17 protein-coding genes are annotated in these 18886 nt (G+C 54.9%); 4 read left to right on the forward strand and 13 right to left on the reverse strand.

Annotated elements, in window-relative coordinates; all coding sequences use genetic code 11:
- Positions 1 to 31: 31 nt before the first annotated feature.
- The 7 genes from I6I94_RS03530 to rfbB form a co-directional block, all read right to left on the reverse strand.
- Positions 32 to 1330 (reverse strand): SufS family cysteine desulfurase, encoded by a 1299-nt coding sequence (locus I6I94_RS03530; protein WP_201620881.1) that lies wholly within the window; start codon positions 1328 to 1330, stop codon positions 32 to 34.
- A gap of 205 nt (positions 1331 to 1535) precedes the next feature.
- Positions 1536 to 2117: an aminoacyl-tRNA hydrolase gene (gene pth / locus I6I94_RS03535; protein ID WP_126500835.1), complete on the reverse strand. Its 582-nt coding sequence runs from the start codon at positions 2115 to 2117 to the stop codon at positions 1536 to 1538.
- A gap of 151 nt (positions 2118 to 2268) precedes the next feature.
- The gene (locus I6I94_RS03540; RefSeq protein WP_128087555.1) at positions 2269 to 2553 is read right to left on the reverse strand and encodes a 50S ribosomal protein L25; all 285 of its coding nucleotides are present in this window, start codon (positions 2551 to 2553) and stop codon (positions 2269 to 2271) included.
- 176 nt (positions 2554 to 2729) lie between these two features.
- Positions 2730 to 4184 carry a glycosyltransferase 87 family protein gene (locus I6I94_RS03545; RefSeq protein WP_201620882.1) on the reverse strand — a complete coding sequence of 485 codons (1455 nt, stop codon included), beginning with the start codon at positions 4182 to 4184 and terminating at the stop codon, positions 2730 to 2732.
- A gap of 195 nt (positions 4185 to 4379) precedes the next feature.
- The gene (locus I6I94_RS03550; RefSeq protein WP_201620883.1) at positions 4380 to 5459 is read right to left on the reverse strand and encodes an acyltransferase family protein; all 1080 of its coding nucleotides are present in this window, start codon (positions 5457 to 5459) and stop codon (positions 4380 to 4382) included.
- 274 nt (positions 5460 to 5733) lie between these two features.
- Positions 5734 to 7152, reverse strand: coding sequence for a dTDP-4-dehydrorhamnose reductase (rfbD, locus tag I6I94_RS03555; protein ID WP_201620884.1), 1419 nt, complete (start codon positions 7150 to 7152; stop codon positions 5734 to 5736).
- Positions 7153 to 8151, reverse strand: coding sequence for a dTDP-glucose 4,6-dehydratase (gene rfbB, locus I6I94_RS03560; RefSeq protein WP_201620885.1), 999 nt, complete (start codon positions 8149 to 8151; stop codon positions 7153 to 7155). It abuts the gene before it with no gap.
- 75 nt (positions 8152 to 8226) lie between these two features.
- Here rfbB and rfbA point away from each other — a divergent pair, with 75 nt between their 5' ends.
- The 4 genes from rfbA (at position 8227) to I6I94_RS03580 (ending at position 11967) form a co-directional block, all read left to right on the forward strand.
- Positions 8227 to 9087 carry a glucose-1-phosphate thymidylyltransferase RfbA gene (rfbA, locus tag I6I94_RS03565; RefSeq protein WP_037232715.1) on the forward strand — a complete coding sequence of 287 codons (861 nt, stop codon included), beginning with the start codon at positions 8227 to 8229 and terminating at the stop codon, positions 9085 to 9087.
- Between the two features lie 90 nt (positions 9088 to 9177).
- Positions 9178 to 10716, forward strand: coding sequence for a polysaccharide biosynthesis tyrosine autokinase (locus I6I94_RS03570; protein WP_201620886.1), 1539 nt, complete (start codon positions 9178 to 9180; stop codon positions 10714 to 10716).
- A 109-nt stretch (positions 10717 to 10825) separates the two neighbouring features.
- The gene (locus I6I94_RS03575) at positions 10826 to 11677 is read left to right on the forward strand and encodes a nucleotidyltransferase family protein (RefSeq protein WP_128087551.1); all 852 of its coding nucleotides are present in this window, start codon (positions 10826 to 10828) and stop codon (positions 11675 to 11677) included.
- On the forward strand, positions 11677 to 11967 hold the full coding sequence (locus I6I94_RS03580) for a PqqD family protein (protein ID WP_128087550.1): 291 nt from the start codon (positions 11677 to 11679) through the stop codon (positions 11965 to 11967). Before I6I94_RS03575 ends, I6I94_RS03580 begins: the two co-directional genes overlap by 1 nt.
- An 85-nt stretch (positions 11968 to 12052) precedes the next feature.
- Here the strand turns inward: I6I94_RS03580 and I6I94_RS03585 are convergent, their stop codons facing one another.
- From I6I94_RS03585 to I6I94_RS03610, 6 genes are all read right to left on the reverse strand, one after another.
- The gene (locus I6I94_RS03585) at positions 12053 to 13234 is read right to left on the reverse strand and encodes a glycosyltransferase (RefSeq protein ID WP_128087549.1); all 1182 of its coding nucleotides are present in this window, start codon (positions 13232 to 13234) and stop codon (positions 12053 to 12055) included.
- Between the two features lie 10 nt (positions 13235 to 13244).
- The gene (locus tag I6I94_RS03590) at positions 13245 to 14225 is read right to left on the reverse strand and encodes a glycosyltransferase family 2 protein (RefSeq protein WP_128087548.1); all 981 of its coding nucleotides are present in this window, start codon (positions 14223 to 14225) and stop codon (positions 13245 to 13247) included.
- Between the two features lie 65 nt (positions 14226 to 14290).
- Positions 14291 to 15334 carry a glycosyltransferase family 4 protein gene (locus I6I94_RS03595; RefSeq protein WP_128087547.1) on the reverse strand — a complete coding sequence of 348 codons (1044 nt, stop codon included), beginning with the start codon at positions 15332 to 15334 and terminating at the stop codon, positions 14291 to 14293.
- 24 nt (positions 15335 to 15358) lie between these two features.
- Complete coding sequence (locus I6I94_RS03600; RefSeq protein ID WP_128087546.1) at positions 15359 to 16666, reverse strand: O-antigen ligase family protein; 1308 nt, start codon at positions 16664 to 16666, stop codon at positions 15359 to 15361.
- Positions 16663 to 17793, reverse strand: coding sequence for a glycosyltransferase (locus I6I94_RS03605; protein ID WP_201620887.1), 1131 nt, complete (start codon positions 17791 to 17793; stop codon positions 16663 to 16665). The genes I6I94_RS03600 and I6I94_RS03605 overlap by 4 nt, the downstream gene beginning before the upstream one ends.
- Entirely contained in the window at positions 17790 to 18881 is a 1092-nt protein-coding gene (locus tag I6I94_RS03610) for an acyltransferase family protein (RefSeq protein WP_201620888.1), read from the reverse strand. The genes I6I94_RS03605 and I6I94_RS03610 overlap by 4 nt, the downstream gene beginning before the upstream one ends.
- Positions 18882 to 18886 lie beyond the last annotated feature (5 nt).

An 18886-nucleotide genomic window follows, 5' to 3' on the forward strand; every position in this document is an offset into this window, starting at 1 on the left:
TAGAGGTAGATACGGTGCGCGTTCGGCGCGGTTACAGGCCAAAATAGGGGCGCACCTTCGCCAAAGCAGCCAGGAACGCCTCAATATCGTCAGTGGTGTTATACAGGTAGGCGGAGGCACGGGTGGAGGCGGTCACCCCCGACAGCTTATGCAGCGGCTGGGCGCAATGGTGCCCCACTCGCACCGCAATACCCCAGGTGTCCAGAAGCTGACCCACATCGTGCGGATGCACCCCATCAATCGCCAAAGACACAAGCCCGGCGCGGCGGGCAGGGTCGGCGGGCCCGAGCAGGCGCACCCCCTCAATCTGCTGCACACCCGCAGCAAGGCGCTGCCCCAGCTCATGCTCCCACGCCTGCACATTGGCCATCCCCACATGCTCAAGGTAACGCACGGCGGCAGCAAAAGCCACAGTCTGCGAAACCCGCTGGGTGCCCGCCTCAAACTTAATGGGAGCGGGCATGTACTCGGCATCTTCCAGCCCCACACGGGTGATCATGGAACCGCCGGTAAGGAATGGCGGTAACGCATCCAGCAGCTCGGCACGGCCATAGAGTGCGCCGATACCGGTGGGTGCGAGCATCTTATGCCCCGAAAATGCGGCGAAATCCACCCCAAGACCCGGAAAATCAACGGGCATATGCGGTACTGACTGGCAGGCGTCAAGAACAGTGAGTGCGCCCGCTTTCCGCGCGAGCGCCACCATATACGGCACGTCCGTGATCGCACCAGTCACATTAGAGACATGCGTGAACGCTAAGATACGGGTGTTCTGCCCCACGATCTGTTCAGCAGCCTCGTAGTCGAGTTGACCGTCGGAGGTCACCGGAATGTGGCGCAAGGTTGCGCCGGTGCGCTGGGCTAGGATCTGCCAGGGAATCAGGTTGGCGTGGTGCTCCACCTCGGTGGTGACAATCTCATCACCCTCACCCAGGGCGAACTGTTCGGCTTTTTCCCCGCCAATCCCTTGAGAGGCGTTCCCGATAGCGTAAGCGATAAGGTTCAATGCCTCAGTAGCGTTAGAGGTCCACACGAGTTCCTTGTCAGTGGCGCCCACAAAACGAGCAACGGTAGCTCGCGCATCCTCGAACAAGTCGGTGGCTTCAACTGCGAGAGTGTGCGCCCCCCGGTGTACCGCAGAGTTCGCGTGCAGGTAGAAGTCACGTTCGGCATCAAGCACCTGCAGGGGTTTCTGGCTGGTGGCCCCCGAATCCAGATACACCAGCGGGTGCCCGTTCACCTGCGTACCGAGGATAGGGAAATCGGCGCGCAGATCGCGCACCAGCTGGTCATTCAACGGCGTGTTCGCTGGGGTCGAGTATTCTGCCACGGTAACCTTCTTCTCTCGTGTGGGGCACGCCCAGTTTAAGGATGCTAAGCGTCTAGGACGCCCAAAACCGGGTGTGGCGCACAGCGCGCAAGCACCCGGCAGGGGCATAACGTCATACTTTTCTAGCTTATTCCTCCACCCGGGGTGAAGGATAGTTAGGTGTGAGCAACCACGCGCCCCAAAGCACCGCCGCAGTACCCGGCAGCTAGGCGGAGTGGTAGTGCTGCTGAGCCGCAACTAGGCCTTTCTCAACGAGCATACGCACCGCATCCGCCGCATTAGAGATCAGGAAAGGCAGGTTTTTCGCCTCGGCCGTGGAGAACGGTTTGAGCACAAAATCTGCGGTGTTCATGCGACCGGGCGGGCGGCCAATACCAGCACGCACACGGTAGTACTCTTTAGTGCCGAACGCTTTAGTAATGTCACGCAGGCCGTTGTGCCCGCCTTCTCCTCCACCGCGTTTAAGTTTGATGGTGTCAAAGGGGATGTCCAGCTCGTCATGCACCACCACCACATGGTCGGGCTCAATCCCGTAGAACTTTGCGACCGCTGAGACAGGACCGCCCGAAACGTTCATGTACCCGAGCGATTTCATGAGCACAACCTTGGGCCCGCCCATACCAAGACGGCCCGTAGCCACGACAGCGGATGCTTTAGGATGTTTTTTGAAGGTTCCGCCTACCTCACGCGCCAGCTCGTCAAGCACCATCTGCCCAATATTGTGGCGTGTTTTAGCGTACTGCGGGCCGGGGTTTCCCAAACCAACGATGAGCCACGCATCAGACATATCAGCCCGCCCCTTCAAGAATCGTGTGAGTAGTGACAAATCAGCCCCCTTGTGGGTGTGAAATGTTCCGGCAGATACGGTGCGACCCGCACCGAGCCCGGTAGGTTCGTGTGCGGGTCGCGCCCAATACGGTTATCTGCCGCCTATTGGATTAGTCCACAAACAGCAGGTCGATGTGCTGCAGCTCGGGGCGGATCGGGTGACGCTGAATATCCTGCACGCGAGTCTTGAACTGCTCGCCGTCAACCTCAATCACCAGAACGGCATCCTTGTTGCGCACAGCCAGGGTGGTCTCGTGGCCCGGCAGGATCACGTGCTTAGGCTCTTTGCCGTTGCCGTAGATAACGGCGGGAATGTTGCCTGCTGCGCGGATGCGGCGTGCGTAGCCCTTCCCAAAATCGGGGCGGGGCTCAGCGGTAATCTTAATTTCTGACATGGTAATCTCCACTCTATACATAATGGGTAATGCGCCAAGAGAATAATGGCGCGAATCATGGGATTCCATGCGCCACCTCGTCGATAACGGCAGAGTCTGCCCTCGCCTTGGCCACACACCATTATACGTACTGATCGTTATCTGGCAATACCCGCCCCTGAGAGGCAGGCTTCCGCTTACACACCCATGCTGTCTTTCGCAAGCTTATCGTTTCCCAAATGGGAAGAACGCGACGTTAGATTCCCTGATTGTCCTTTCTTATCTTTATTCCTTCGCGCTAAGGCTAATACCCATACACAGTAGATAAGGACCATCGCAATATACGGGATATAGGTGACAAACATGACTGGGGTTGATTCAACCGCGATTTTAAACGACTCATCTAGGGTGGAGGAATTTCGGAGAATATCTGTAAAGGGGAACATCTTAAGACGAATCCAGACTCTACTAATAAACTTTGACATTTCAATCGGGGTAAAGAGCAAAGTAAATCCTGCTAACAGGATCAAGCTTATCGCAATACCTCCTCCTAGCTTCCCAAAAGTTTTTTGAACCAATGAAAATCCGAAAACAATAAAACAGATAATGATAAGCGGTATATATACACTATGGTGACTCCACGAAATAGGTGATATAAACGCAGATACAAGCAGGGCCGCACAGGCAGTAATATAGTTCGAAACATACGCATCATACATTTTGTCTGACAATCTAATAAATACATAAATCAGAACAATAAATGCTACTGCCGCAAGAATATATAATGCTTTAAGCAATACCCCTTCAGGAACCACGGTAGAAATAATCCCTTGGAATGATATATTCCCCAGTTCGCGAACACGACCAACCCTTGAAGTATCTTGAATTGCACTCGTCCAGAACTGTACGGATTGTGAAGGCAGAAGAATAAACCCAAGAACAACTGTCCCAAGGAAGGTGAGCGTCGTTGTTAGAATGGACGTCCACTCTCGCCGCGCCAGGAATACCAGCATCAGAGCAAGCGGGGTGAGTTTTATTCCTGCTGCAATGCCCACGAAAAACCCGCGAGGTATCCGATGCGCAGGTCTCACAAAATCCCACAAAACTAAGAGAAAAATTATGGGATTAATCTGGCCATAGTTTGTCCCACCGCGCCAGGCAGAAGTCACTACAAAAATAGCTGCAATCATCATAACCCACCATGGCGTCATAATATTAATACGACGGGTAAACCATTCATGTTTCGAGAGCATGCAAGCTGCCAGGTAAGCCACAGCTATGGCACACGCCCCATACACACATGCGTGAATAAACGCAGCAATACTATAGGGAAATGCTGAGATAGGTAAAAAGAGTAATGCCGCAAAGGGGGGATAGGTAAATGGTAGATGCAGCCCTGAATGAGAGAATACGTATTCCACCAACCCGTATGTACGAACGGTGCCCACCGTTAAGTCTTGGTCATACAACGAATAGTCGTATGAGATAAAAGGATTTACGCTGGAACCAGCAGAGTAATACACCTGAAAATCTTGATACAAGGCAGATTTAGCAGTCAAAAAATAAACGGTGACAAAAAATACTACAGAAATAGCAATTTTTACAATACTACCAAAACTCTTTAAAGAGTGTTCACTATATTTTGTTTTCATAGTTCCTGAGAAATTACGGATTGTAAATGTGATAAATATCCATGTTTGCTATTTATAGCGCAGGATATGTTATGTGTGACAGATACTCGGCGAGCGCATCGCGGTGATCGCGAGGGGTGAATCCGGCAGCGATAAGTTTTGAAAAATCCAGGGCAGAGTTGGCAGAACATGCCCCGGTGCGCACCATCTTCACCCTTAACTAGCGCCCTTAGAAAACCGAGGTATGGAGAAAAGAGGAATTCCGCATCGGCTGACGAACTTTCCTAAAAGAATCGGTAGTATGACACCGATAACCACCCCCGCAACAAGGTATATCGGGATCGAGAATACGCCGCCCTTAGTCATTACCATGCGAACGATCGATACAAAAACAATGTGCGCAATGAATATCTCGAGAGAGTATCGCCCGATAAAGGCAAAAATTTTACCCACAGAAATTTTAGACAGGAGATACCCCAGGGATATCAGAGAGACAGAGGATAGGCTCGTCATCAAAATCCCAGAGGCGATTATCATAAAACTTCTGGGGTGGGCAGACTGAACCGTTGGGGTAATGGCAGGAAGAGTAAATAAGCCAACGACATACAGCGAGAGACCAATAAAGGCAATGACGCCATGGACCCAGACAGAGACACTCATCAAGAGAGCTGAGAAACGCTCGTACCCCAGATATATCCCAAGAGCATAGAAGAAGATAAGCGACAATCCTTGAGTTCCAACGTATCCTCCGTCATACCCCCAGCTGGCAACGCTCAGCAGGGCCAGCAACAACAAACCCAGCCAAGACAGACGCGACCTACGCCAGACACCTAGGAGAATAGAAACCGCGAGAGCAATAATAATCCAGGGGAAGAACCATAGCTGCCCCTCAGGCTTCCAAAAGGCGAAGGCATCCACGAGAGAAACCTTTGTATTTACATTGGCAGAGGCAAAAAATTTAATGCCTACCTGAATTATCTGCCAGACTATATACAACCAAAGAAATAATGTGGCTCGGCTTTTAAAATACTTTTTAGTTCCCTCCCGCGCAATCCCGCGAGAAACAAATATTCCGCTCAAAAACGCAAAGATCACCAGATGCCAAAAGTACACACTATTGTCGATAATCTGCTTCCCGGGCAGCAACTCAGAGCTACCAAGGCCAGCGCTCCACATCCCGCGGTACACATGCCCAAAGACAACCGCAATAATTGCAACACCTTTGAGGATGTCAACAGATGCATCTCGCCGTACGACATCGGTCTCCTTATTTACCTCCGCATGTTCAGTTGTCATGCTGTCTACCTTTCCTACGAAATATGCAGACTTTCATCGACATATTCCGTATAAGACAAAGGGGAAGCAACGCAGAGAGCCGTAAGTGCAAAAATCTTTTTCATTGAAAGGAATCCAAGCCATCTCAAAAGACACCTAAGGCCCTTATGCTATTCCCCAAAGTATATGTGAGTATGTGAGTGTTTTTTGCCCCTTTACTATTCCAAACTCGCCGGGGCACATGAACGGTATTAATTAAGTACACCGCTCACAACAAGTCTTCAGCACATGCCAGTTAAAGAACCTTTAAGTACTCGGCGAGCGCATCGCGGTGATCGCGTGGGGTGAATCCGGCAGCAATAAGTTTTGAAAGATCCAGGGCAGAGTTGGCGGGGCGCGGGGCGAAGACCTGGGCGTTGGCGAAGTATTCCGCAGTTGTGGTGTCGCTTACTCGGGCGGCATCGTGACCGGTGCCGGTGTATACGGCTCGGGCAAGATCTGCCCAAGTGATAACCTCGCCGCTGTTTGACACATGGTAGGTGCCGTAGGGTGCGCCGGTAAACAGCAGATGTAGTGCCGCCCCCGCCAAGTCTTGGGTGAAGGTGGGGCGCCCCCACTGATCCGCCACGACGACAGGATCCACGCCGCGTTCGGCCAGCGATGCCATAGTTGCCACAAAATTTTTACCCTCGCCAACCACCCAGCTGGTGCGCAGCAGGTAGTGTTTGCGCCACGCGGTCGCGGCGCTCTCCCCCGCCGCCTTGGAGGCGCCATATACGCTCAGCGGGGAGATGGGATGCTCCACCGAGTATTCTTGCCCTACCGGCAGAGTTCCATCGAAGACATAGTCGGTGGAAACGTGCACGAGAGGAAGATTCGCTTCTTCGCAGACGCTCGCTAGGGCGGCGACTCCGTGGGCGTTGGCGGCCCAGGCTTCGCGGCGCCCCTCGGGGGTTTCGGCGTTATCCACTGCGGTGTAGGCGGCGGCATTAATGACCGCGCGGTATGACCGCCAGCGGAAGGCGTTTCGCCATTTTTCGGGGGTTCCAAGGTCGAGCCGGTCACGGTCTACCGCCTCGAAAGGGATGTTCTTCGCAGTCAGCTGGCGAACGAGTTCACGCCCGAGCTGCCCACTTGCACCCACGATCAGAAGAGGGTCGGGGGTAAGCGGGGTGATCTCATGTAAGCGCGGGTGTTTGCGGTCCTTCTCTGAAAGCTCAGCCTGCGCCAGGTCGATAGGCCAGTCGATGGCGGCGCTTTCGTCCGCGAGGTTCAGGAAGCTGTAGGCGGTCAGAGCATCCGCTGACCAATGATCGTTCACCAGGTAGGTGTAGGCGGTGTTTTCCTCCAGGGTTTGGAAGGCGTTGCCAACCCCGCGCGGAACGAAGATAGCGGTGTCGGGGCCGAGTTCGACGGTCACGACCCGTCCGAAGCTCTCCCCCGCACGCAAGTCTACCCAGGCACCGAAAATTCGGCCGCTTGCCACCGAAACGTATTTGTCCCAGGGTTCGGCATGAATACCGCGTGTGGTGCCTACCGAGGTGTTAAAAGAAATATTATTCTGCACCGGGTCAAAATCGGGCAGACCGGCGGCACGCATTTTCTCACGCTGCCAGTTTTCCTTAAACCAGCCGCGATTATCGCCGTGCACGGGCAGATCGATGACGAGCAGCCCCGGTATATCGGTCGCCCTCACGTTCAGTTCTTTCGTCATTTACTGCCCCACCTTCGCGTATTTAGCCTCAACTTCTGCCTTGAGCGGTTCCCACCAGGAGCGGTTATCGGTGTACCACGTGATGGTATCGGCAAGACCCGCTTCAAAGTTGGTGAACTGAGGTTCCCACCCGAGTTCTTCGCGCAGACGGGTGCCGTCAATGGCATACCGCATATCGTGCCCGGGCCGGTCTATCACGTGCTCAAAGTCGTTCTCGTCTTTGTCCATGAGGCGAAGAATAGTGCGCAGCACGGTAATGTTATTCTCCTCACCGTCTGCACCGATGAGGTAGGTCTCACCAATTTTTCCGGATTCAAGGATGCGCAGCACCGCCGAAGAATGATCGGATGCGTGAATCCAGTCGCGCACGTTCAGACCCTCGCCGTAGAGCTTAGGGGTCAGCCCCGAGAGGATATTCGTAATCTGCCGGGGAATAAATTTTTCGATGTGCTGATACGGTCCGTAGTTATTCGAGCAGTTCGAGATGGTCGCCTCAATCCCGAAAGAACGCACCCAGGCGCGCACCAGCAGATCGGAGCCTGCCTTGGTGGAGGAGTACGGGGAGGAGGGGTTGTAGGGCGTAGTTTCGGTGAACTTTGCGGGGTCATCCAGCGCCAAATCGCCGAAAACTTCATCGGTTGAGATGTGGTGGTAGCGGGTTCCGTGCTTGCGCACCGCCTCCAGCAGGGTAAATGTGCCAATTAGGTTGGTGTGAATAAAAGGTTCTGGGTTCGCCAGGGAGTTATCGTTATGGGACTCTGCGGCGTAATGGATGACTGCGTCCGCCTGCGCTACGAGTTCGTCGGTGAGTTCACGGTCTGCAATATCGCCAACCACTAGTTTAAAGCGGGATTCATCAAGCCCCGCAAGGGAAGCCGCGTTCGCGGCGTACGTCATTTTGTCGAGAACTGTGACAGTGTGCTGAGTGCGCTCCAACAGGTGATGAACAAAGTTTGAGCCAATAAAACCGGCGCCGCCGGTAACAAGAATGTGAGCCATACGTTAGATTTTAGCGCCCGACACCCGTATTTTTATGCATACAAACGGCGAGAATCGTGACACAATATAGAAACTATGAAAGGAATCATTCTAGCTGGCGGCACCGGCAGCCGCCTTCACCCCATCACTCAGGGCATTAGCAAACAGCTCACCCCGGTCTATGACAAGCCGATGATCTATTACCCGCTCTCAACACTCATGTTGGCGGGTATCCGGGATATCCTCATTATCACCACCCCTGCCGACCAGGAGCAGTTCCAAAGGCTGCTCGGGGACGGCTCAAGATTCGGGGTTCACTTCGAATACAAGGTGCAGCCCTCCCCTGACGGGCTGGCTCAAGCATTTATTCTTGGTGCAGATTTTATTGGTAATAGCCCCGTTGCCCTCGTGCTTGGCGACAATATTTTCTATGGGCACGGGCTCGGCACCCAGTTGGCCAAATACGAACAGAAGGACGGCGCAACTGTCTTCGCCTACCAGGTGGCTGACCCGCGCGCCTACGGTGTGGTCGAATTCGATGAGAACAACAACGCCCTCTCCATTGAGGAAAAGCCCGAAAAACCCAAGAGCGACTATGTGATCCCCGGCCTGTATTTCTACGACCGGGATGTGGTTAACTATGCACAAGAACTTGAACCTTCACCGCGTGGTGAACTGGAAATCACCGACCTTAACCGTGTATACCTAAAACAGGGTAAACTGAAAGTGGAGGTTCTTCCGCGCGGCACTGCGTGGCTCGACACCGGCACCTTCGATTCACTCGCGGATGCCACGAACTTCATCCGCACCGTGCAAAAACGTCAGGGTCTTTCCATTGGATGCCCCGAAGAAATTGCGTGGCGCGCAGGCTGGCTCAGCGATCAGGAACTCAGCAAGATTGCAAGCCCCCTCGTTAAGAGCGGTTACGGCGAATACCTTCTCAACCTGCTACGGTAAGGTGGCGTCTTCGCTCAACTGTGCCCGGGCACGGGTCGACTACACTCAGCTCAAATACATCACATACGCATTCTGGAGTAATCACAGACCATGACCATACTGGACTTTGTGCGCACCACGAGGGCAAACCTCGTGTTGCTTATCCTCGGCATCATTATTGGTGCTCTCTTAGGCGTCGGCTATTCCCTCACCCAGCCCAAGGTGTATGCGGCCAGCGCATCCGGGTACGTCACCATTGGCAGTGGCGGCACCATTGACGTGCTCTCGGGCTCATCGGCTGCGAAAGACCGCGCCCGTTCCTACTCCGCTATCGTCTCCTCCGAGGCTGTGGCGAAAATCATTCAAGAGAAAAACCCCAATATGGGGATGACCGTCAGCGGTATCCGCGGCAGCGTTACCGCGTCCACTGACGAAAACAGCTCGCTGATTAAAGTCAGCGCCCACGCCTCCACACCGGAGCAGGCGCAGGTTCTGGCGAACTCGGCGCTACACGCCACCGCTGAATACATTAAAAATATTGAAGGCAATAACGGCGGTAGCGGCAACGCCGCCAACAGCAATGGGGGGAATAACGCCACCCCCAATGCTGAGAACGGCAACACTGCAGGTGCTAGTGCTAGCGCGAACACCGCTGTTAGCGGTAACGCCGCGAATAATATCCGCGTGATCCCTCTCGATAACGCAAGTATTAACCCTCCGCTGGTATCCCCCAACTACACCCGTAACACCCTCATCGGTGCAGTCGCCGGGCTCGTTCTTGTGTACGTTGTGATCTTCCTGCGCCGCTCCGTGGACCAGCGTATCCGTACCCGTGATGACGCCGTGAAAGCCACCGGCAGCAGCATCCTTGGTGTGCTGCCCACCAGTGATGACCTCACTGAAGAAAACATTGTTACCGGCTCCTCCAACGACCATATCGCTCAAGAGTCAATTCGTCAGCTGCGCACCAACCTGCGTTTCGTCAATATTGACGAGCCGCCACGTTCGTTCCTGGTCACCTCCGCGGTTCCCAGCGAAGGTAAGTCCACCGTGTCGCTGTCGCTGGCGCGTTCCATGGCTGAGTCTGGTCAGGCTGTCATCCTCATTGATGCCGACCTGCGCCGCCCCACCCTGGCGAAGAAACTCAACGTTGATGCGAAGGTCGGTCTCACCCAGGTGCTGGCCGGTCAGGTCGATATTGCTGAGGCCGTGTACCAGTTGGAGGAATCCAACCTGTTCGTGCTCACCGCCGGACGTATCCCCCCGAACCCCTCAGAACTGCTGGGCTCCGATAAGATGCGCCAGCTGGTCAGGGAACTATCCGAAGAGTTCGTGGTGGTTCTGGATGCCCCACCGCTGCTGCCCGTCACCGATGCCTCACTGCTCTCCTACGCGGTAGATGGCGTGATTATGGTTGGTTCGATCGGTAAGAGCCACCGCGAGCAGATGACCGAGGCAACCAATAACCTGAACAAGGTGAATGCTAACCTCTTCGGTCTGGTGCTGAACCGCGCGCCGCGTAAGGGCCTGGGTAACTCCTACTACGGCTTCGGCTACGCCAACAGCTACGTGGGGTACGCAACCTACTACGGCTACTCAAAAGACGGCACGAAGAAAAAAATGAAGTCTCGGAAGAAAGCCAAGAAATAGGTTTACCGCCCGCAGCAGTAAACCGGGGCGGGGATAAGACATTGCGCCTTGTCCCCGCCCTATACTGTAGCTACAGCACACGCTTCAAAAACTAACTGGAAGACACCCCGTGGAAAAAACTGAACGGCAGGCCGCCTCAGCGCCGCTCAAAGCACGTATTATGCTGGCGCACGCCTACTTTCAGCGCGTCGCCAACGCCAACGGCATAGATATTCTGCACGTTAAAGGGTACGCATTCGGCCCAGAGGTGTACCGTCCCGAGCGGCACAGCACCGACGTGGATTTGCTGGTACGCCCCTCACATGTGGACCGGTTCGTGCAGGCGCTTATAGCTCAGGGGTGGAGTATCCAAGCGCACTTTGAAACCGGCTCAGTATTTGAACACGCCATGACCCTTCACCACGATGCGTGGGGGCTGACCGACATACACCGGTTCTTCCCCGGCCTGGGCGAGAACCATGAACGGGTTTTTGAGCAGCTGTGGCTGGCCCGAACCACACGCGATATAGCGCACCGGCCCTGTACCGTACCGTCTGTGCTGGATGCGCGAGTTATTGTGGTGCTGCACCGTGCACGAGCCGCCGCGAAATACAGCAGCGACCTCAAATACCTTAACGAAATCATGAGCTACAGCGAATGGGAACGGGTACACGATAGGGCCTTAGAGCTGCACTCCGGCATTGCTTACGCGGCGGCAATGGGCCATCTAGCGGCCTACAGGGGGCACCGCGACTACCTGCTGTGGAAGGCTGTCTCGACGAAAGTTCCCCCCTACCTGCTGTGGTTTGCACGGGTACGCTCAGCACGCGGTATTGCCGAGAAGGCACGAGTTATCAGGAATATTGCGCTGGTAAACGAAGACCACCTGGCAATGACGCTGGGGCATAAACCCAGCCGGAGCGAAATATGGCGGCAGTTCTTCAGCCGTTTCGGCATTAAATTTCCGAAAGGCGGCAAATAATGGCTCAGCTGCGTTACCGCATCCCCGAACATATCGCCTATGTGCACACCGACGAATTCGCCAAGTACAGCCCCACCGCCAGCTATCTTGCTGATTTGCGCACCAGCAGCATCGCGGTCTTAGAGGGGTCAGCATCCATTATTTGGGGCGTGTTTGAGATTCCGCTGACTCTCCCGGAGGCTATTGAAGAGATCGCGGAGCTTGCGGAACAGGACCCTGCGGCTATCGCCGAGCAGGTGCAGGATTTTGTGGCCGATTTGGTGTCCCGCGAGTACCTGGAAGAGCTGTAAACAGGCGGCATGTTCCGGGAAACTTCCCCCACCTGCCCTTCCCGTAATACTGCGGTGAATACAGCCAAATCGTGCAGCGTTAGCGTTATCCCAGCTGGGCCACATACTCGTGCAGCTGGGCGATAAACCTCTCTTCAGAGAACTTTTCAACATGGGCGCGAATCTGCTGGGGGTCCCACTGTGCCGGGTCAAATGAGGACACGGCAGACTCGATCAACTCAGGGGTTGGCTCATCAATAAACACACCGGTACGCCCTTCCACGACGGTGTCAAGGAAACCGCCGGCACGGAACGCAATCACAGGTTTACCGCTTGCACCTGCCTCCAGGGGGGTAATCCCGAAATCCTCGTGTGAAATCGCCAGCAGCGCCACACAGTTGCGGTAGGCGTAACATAGCTGCGCATCCGGCAGATCTGAGGCGATACGCACCGTCGGCCCGGCATGTTTTAGAAGGCTATCTTTCTCCGGCCCCCGGCCGATAATCAGTAGTTTCTTTCCCATGCGTGTGAAGGCCTCCACCGCGTGTTCTATGTTCTTATACGGCAACAGGCGTGAGACGATCAGGAAATAGTCGCCGTCAGCCATGAACTTCTCCAAACCAGGAATCGGCTCGGCCGGGGAATCCATATCTACCGAATGCGGCGGGAAAAAAATCGGTACATCCTCTTTACCGTAGACGTTCTGGATCCGCTCCCTAATGATGGTGGAGTTGCCCACATAGTTCTCGGATTTTGCGGCGGCCCGCTGATCCCACCGGGTCAGCGCGGGCCTGAGCGTGCGCAAAGCAATCCCCGCAACACCGTCTTTTTTCTTCCCCAAATACTGGTCGCTCAGGTACAGCCAGCGCGCCGGGGAGTGGCAGTAGACGAAGCTCTGCCCGGCGTACCTGAACCCGTGCGCCCAGCCGGTGGTTGAGATAATCGCCTTCCGGGCGGGTACCTTCAACAGGGACGATGCGAATGGCAACAGCGGCAGCGCGAAACGATGTTTATGGCGGAACAGCCCAATGCGGTTAATGCCGCTGGTGACAATTTTTGCATCTTTAAACTCGGGGAAAGTGCCTTCGGGGTCGTAAAGGGTGGTGTATATCGTCGCCTCGGGGAAAGCCTTGTGCATGGCAAGTACCACCCGCTCGGCCCCTCCTCTTTGAGTGAGGTAGTCGTGCGCGATAGCGATTTCTTCAGTAGCTTGCACCCGCCAGAACGGCAGGCATTTTTTAGCGGTTTTCTGTGCTCCGCTGAGCAGATGATGTGCGTGTGCGAACATGATGTGGTTCCTAGAATACTTTCTGGGCGCGGCGCGGGTATTTCACACCCGCGTAGGAGGCTGCTTCAACCTGTAGCGCCACAATTTTCTCGGCGAGCTTTACCGGGAGTTTGAGCAGGATTCTATCGCTGGCGTCCCCCACTGTTTTAATGGTTCGTTCGGTGGTGAATAATGCGAGTGTTTTGACCGCTGCACCCCACACCCCGCCCGGGTTTGGGGCGGTGTGTGCCTGTTCGCCGTGTTTTCGCACGAAAATGGAGCGTGCCGCCCCAGAGTGCAGGGCACGCAGAGCGCGTACGGAGGTGGTGGTTGCTTCAGCGTGGTGTTTTGCCTCTACCTCGGAAGAGATAAGAATTTTTCCCGCAGCGTCGGCGATCATTTTCCCCATATCGACGTCTTCCCAGCCGTAGAGGCGGTAGGCGGGGTCGAATCCCCCTACTTTGTGGAAGAACTCGGCTGATACGGACGAGTTACCGTTCCAGTAATGCCAACGTTCGTGTGGGGGTACGCTGAGCGCTCCCTGCTTGAACTTTTTATCCCGGTAGTTGCCATAAACCAGCGAGTAGGGGGTCTCGGGAAATACGTTGTTAAGGGTGCCGATAACCCCGTCGTACTCTTGGTGCAGGCGAAGGTGGTTCGCTACGTAATGTTCGTCCGGCTGCAGGTCATCATCGCAGCGGATAAGTACCTTGGCGTTGGCGGCCCGGTGCCCGGCGTTCAGGGCTGCTACCCTCCCCCGGTTTTCGGGGAAAATAATGGTGCTTAGGTTCAGCCCGCCCTCGGCAGCATATTTTTTCAGGACAGCCTCGCTATTGTCGATGTCGCCATCGAGCACAACGATTACCTGAAAGTCTTTTTCTGTTTGGGCGCGTAAGGCCTCCAGCGGGTAGTGCAGCAGGTGTGCACCGCCTCTGGAGGGGATAACGACGGCCGCTTTGTAGTAGTGGTCGGCGTTGTGTGAGTGAGCTTCGTGATGTGTAAGGTGAGTCATGACGATATGCTTTTATGATGTGATTCTGTTGTGTTCCGGTCGGCTCGCGCCGCCGTAGAGGGATATTATGCGGGTGAAATATGCTGTTCCAGGATTTCACGCACGCGTTCTTTACCGGCCTCAGGAGAGTACAGTTCCTGCCAACGCCAGAAAGCGTCAGATACGGTGCTGGTGAGCTTCTCAGAGTCTGAGCTCAGCTGTTCCGCGACGATGCTGATCGTACGCGCCAGCTCGGCCTCGTCACCTTTGGGGACGATATACGGGTAGTTTTCACCCACGATCTCGGGTAATGCCCCCGAATCGGAGACAATAAGAGGCACACGGGCGCTCATTGCTTCAGCAGCAACAAGCCCAAAAGACTCGGCAACTAGTGAGGGAACTACCAGCATATCGACGTTGTTAAACAACGCCTCAGGGGTGGCCCACCCCAAACGCTCGGTGTGCTCTGCAATACGGCTAAGGGAACGTTCAACCTGTTCCTGCTCCACCTCAGAGGTGAAAACGGGTTCCCCTGCTACCACCAGGCGGTACGCACCGCCTCCCTGGGTGAGAGTAGCAATAGCCTTACACAGCGGAACTATACCTTTAATGGGGCTCAGCCGTCCAATAAATCCCACACGTATGACATCAGTATTGTCATGTTTAAGGTCTGTAGGTACCTCAGAAACCCAGTTGCTCAAAACCTGTGCACCATTTATCTGCCGGGCCATAAAGTTGCTGGGCACCAGGGTCGCGCTCGCCTTACGACGCGCAAAGGGGACCAGTTTTGCGTTGAGTCCCTCTGGAATCTGGTGCAGGTGCACAATCCGGTTCTTACGCCCGCCGGTAGCGGCAGCGGGCACCAGCCCGTTGCACCACAGTAGTACTTTCTTATGGGCGGAGTGCCAGGCGCGAAGCTGCATCATGTACTGGGAACGGGTGCGAGCGGGAAGCACTACACGGGCAAACCCCTCATCGGCGGCAGCCTCAACCAGCTGCGGCGGATGCGCCGGGCCAATAACAGTGACTCGGTAGCCAAGGGAACGGGCGGCACGTGCAATATTGAGCAGCATGACCTCGCCGCCGCCCATATCACCATTATTGGTTGCAATATACAATTCCTGCGCCATGACCTTGAACCCTTCTGTTTGATTTTACCGAGTAACCTCTGGTGCACCCGCTGCCGGTGAGGTAAGAAGCGTTTTCTTTGTGAGAGGAATACGCCCGTCAATCCCGTCTTTATCCCCCGGATGCTCATGAATGGTACCTACCGCCCGTGAAATAATGATGGCCCGGATCGCGTACCCCACGCAGACAGCCCACATCCAGGTGTAGAACACCTCACCCAGGCGTTGGGCGCAAACCAACAAAGCAATGCCTGCACCCTGAATATAGACCTCATCACGGCTCCACTGTGAAGCATTACTGAAAGGACGCACCAGACAAAAAACGGAGATGCCAACTACGAGTAGCATCCAGGGCCAGCCGCCTTCCACCAGTGCAGACCAGTAAGAGTTATGGAACAGCCAGACTTTATTATCATGCTGAAGATACACGTAGGCCTCGCCTAAACCGCGGCCGAAAATACCGGTATTTTCTACTTTTACTTGAGATGCCGCATCGATTTGGGTTCGGAACCAGTCACTGCCAGCGCGGTTCCCAAACTGTGATGACTGTGAATAATCCTCGGTGAGAATGCCAAGGGCCAGGTAGATGAGCAAGCCGAGGATAAGGCGCCCCCACGCGGGAAGGCGTTTAGCCAGTACAATCCAAATAATCCCCATCGCGAAGGCGGCCATTGACGTGCGAGAGCCTGTCAGCCACAAAAAAGCAGCAAAAACAATAATCGTTAGGATGATCTCGGCCCGGCGGCGCGCGAGAGCGAGGGCAAGAAGACCAAAAATACAGTACGCAAGACCGGAGACGTTCTTATCAAGCAAATGACCAGTCAAATAACCCTTGTAGTTATCAGGGGTGAGCCCCGCATAATAGAGAGGAACGTTTACTAATAGGGCAGTGACATACCCAGCAATCGCCGAACGTATATGGATACGACCGGAAGCAATAATCCAGATCAAAAGAGTCGCTAATAGTAGACGCAGCAAGCGGCGCTGCCAGTCAAAAGCACCAGAACTAGACTCATGTGTGAGGGACACAAACGCCAAATACCCCAGCGCCGCAAAGGTAGCAAACGCCAGATTCTGAAATTTTCCCAGCTCGTACACCGGTTGTTTAATGAGGGCGTATAGCACAATCACAATAATGACAACTTGGTGATAGGGAAGCCCTACACCCGGCACAGCTTCTCCGAAGATCATGAGGAAAAACATAATAAACTCGGGAAGACGTATCTTCCCCGCCCCCTGCCGCAGATATTCGGTCCCCTGGCCCAGATGGTTCTGGATCCGCTCGGCGGCAGATGCGGGTTGGCCGTTAGCGACTTTAGAGCTTGTGACGCTCACCGGGTACCTCCTCGCGGTAGCTTGTTCGTGTATAGGGCGGCTGTCTGTTGTGCCATTGTTGCATTATTAGGCCAGGTAAACTGTTCGCTGGGTCCTTCCAAGAGCAGGGCGTGCATCCGGTTAAACACCTGCTCGGTCAGGTTCGGGGATGAGCGCTCTACCAGTTCCCTAGCAGAGACGACCTCGGGGTTGCCTCCCACAGCGGTTGCCACAACTTTTAGCCCAGCAGATTTGGCGTCCAGCAGAGTGTAAGAGCAGTTCTCCCATACGGAGAGCTGCACCACCATATCGCTGCGCCCCATCGCTCGATGAGGGTCTATAAAACCGCTGAACGTGACTGAGTCCCCCAGACTGAGGCGTTGTGCCTGTTCCTTCAAAGCTGCGGATAGCTCACCGTCACCGGCGATTTCTAGGCGGGCCTTCGGGTAGTGTTCATGCAGCCTTGCGAAGGCGTCAATGAGCACGTCGATCCCTTTCTCGGGTGAGAGCCGCGAGAGGGATAGGATGCGTGGCGCATCCGGTTCAGCGGGTACACGGTAGGCGTCAACCTGCGCGCGAACCGCATCAATATCCACACCATTGTATACGAGTTCGACGGTTCGGGCACCCCATTTGCGGCGCATTTGCTCCGCAGTGGAGGCCGAGACCGCGATTGCTGTATCTGTACCCCATAAGCGTACCCGGTGTACCTGCTCCATGAGTTTAGAGCGCCACGAGGTGCCGTGATACACGGAGTCGTCACCAGCAATGCCGTGTTCTGTCGTGAATAGTTTAGGGATGACCAACGAACGGTTTAATGCTCGCCGTATTTTGAGCGAGTTCACCACTGCTGCGGCAAGAACATCCGCGTAGGCAAGGTGACTGTGCACGATTGCGGGGGTTTCGTCCTCAATCGCGCGTAGTAGCGAGGTGAATGAGCGTTTAAACCCGGCATGTGGACCGAACTCAGCTTCTATAACGCGCACGCCCAGTTCTTTAAGCCGCTCGGTGAGCACCCCCGCAGGGGCGAGCACCACCAGCTCATAACCTGGAATACCGGCACGCGCCATATCGAGAGTGTGCCGCGCCACTCCCCCGAAGTTGGGGACTGGAACGACCCAGAGTGCGGTCGAGGTTGCTGCGCTCATGGGCCCATCAGCTTTCGTGTTAGAACGTTGCGCAAAGCGGCAGAAACTCGTGTCTCGACTGTAGTATGTACACACCACGCCCAGAGTAGGACCAGTGCGAGAGCCACAATGCGCGAACCCCAAGCCCCCGCCCAAGGGTAGAACATATCGATCAGCATATAGCCAAGCATCGCGTGGCCCAGATACAGGGGATACGATATTGTGCCGAGCGCGTGCAGAGGTCCGCGCGCCAAAAACGGCACATGGCGCGCATAAATAACGGCGAAAAACACCGCACATATGATGGCGACTCCCACCCCGTGGGCGCTATCGTGCATGAGGAAAGCATTGATAGAAGCAATCACGGCGCAGTACGGCATGAGCCAGGTAAACTTGCGGTCATGGCTGTACATAAAGAACACCATGCCCAGGCTAAACAGGGCCGCGTGCTCGGCAACTACACCCCACACCAGCATTTTGGGGGCACCGCTCAGGGCCGTCTCCGGGTGAAAAACGCAGCAGATAAGCAACCCTAGGGTTGTCCAACAAAAAATACCGATCGTGATCTCACGGCGATATATTCTTCCGCGCCGCAAAGCCAGATAGAACCCCATGAGCAGATAGAATTGCAACTCGATAGCGAGCGTCCAATACACCTGATCGACATTATCAACCAGCATAAAACGCTGTATCATCGTCGCATTAATCAGCGTCTGAATTACCGTAATATTCCGGCTGGGATTGCCGTAGAAAAAGTACACAGCTGCGGCAACCGCAAGCGCCAGCCAGTAGGTTGGGTACAGGCGGGCGAAACGCGAAATACCAAACTTTAGGGCCGAGCCGCTTTTAATAGCGCTCAGTAAAATCACGTACCCCGAGATGATGAAGAAAAGCTGCACCCCTAGCTCTCCGAGCGGAATAGAGTACGGGGCGGGGGCGATGCGCGGGTAGTTCTGCACGGCGGGGTACCCGAAATGGTAGGCCACAACGGACAATGCAGCGATTCCGCGCAGCCCATCAAGTTCGCGGAACCGTCCGGGGGTGATAAAGCTATTATCAAGTATTTCGTTATGCTCTTGGGTGCGCCGAATTGTTCTTATCTTCTTCATAACCG

It is taken from the genome of Rothia aeria, from assembly GCF_016726365.1.
Taxonomy (GTDB): Bacteria; Actinomycetota; Actinomycetes; order Actinomycetales; family Micrococcaceae; genus Rothia; species Rothia aeria.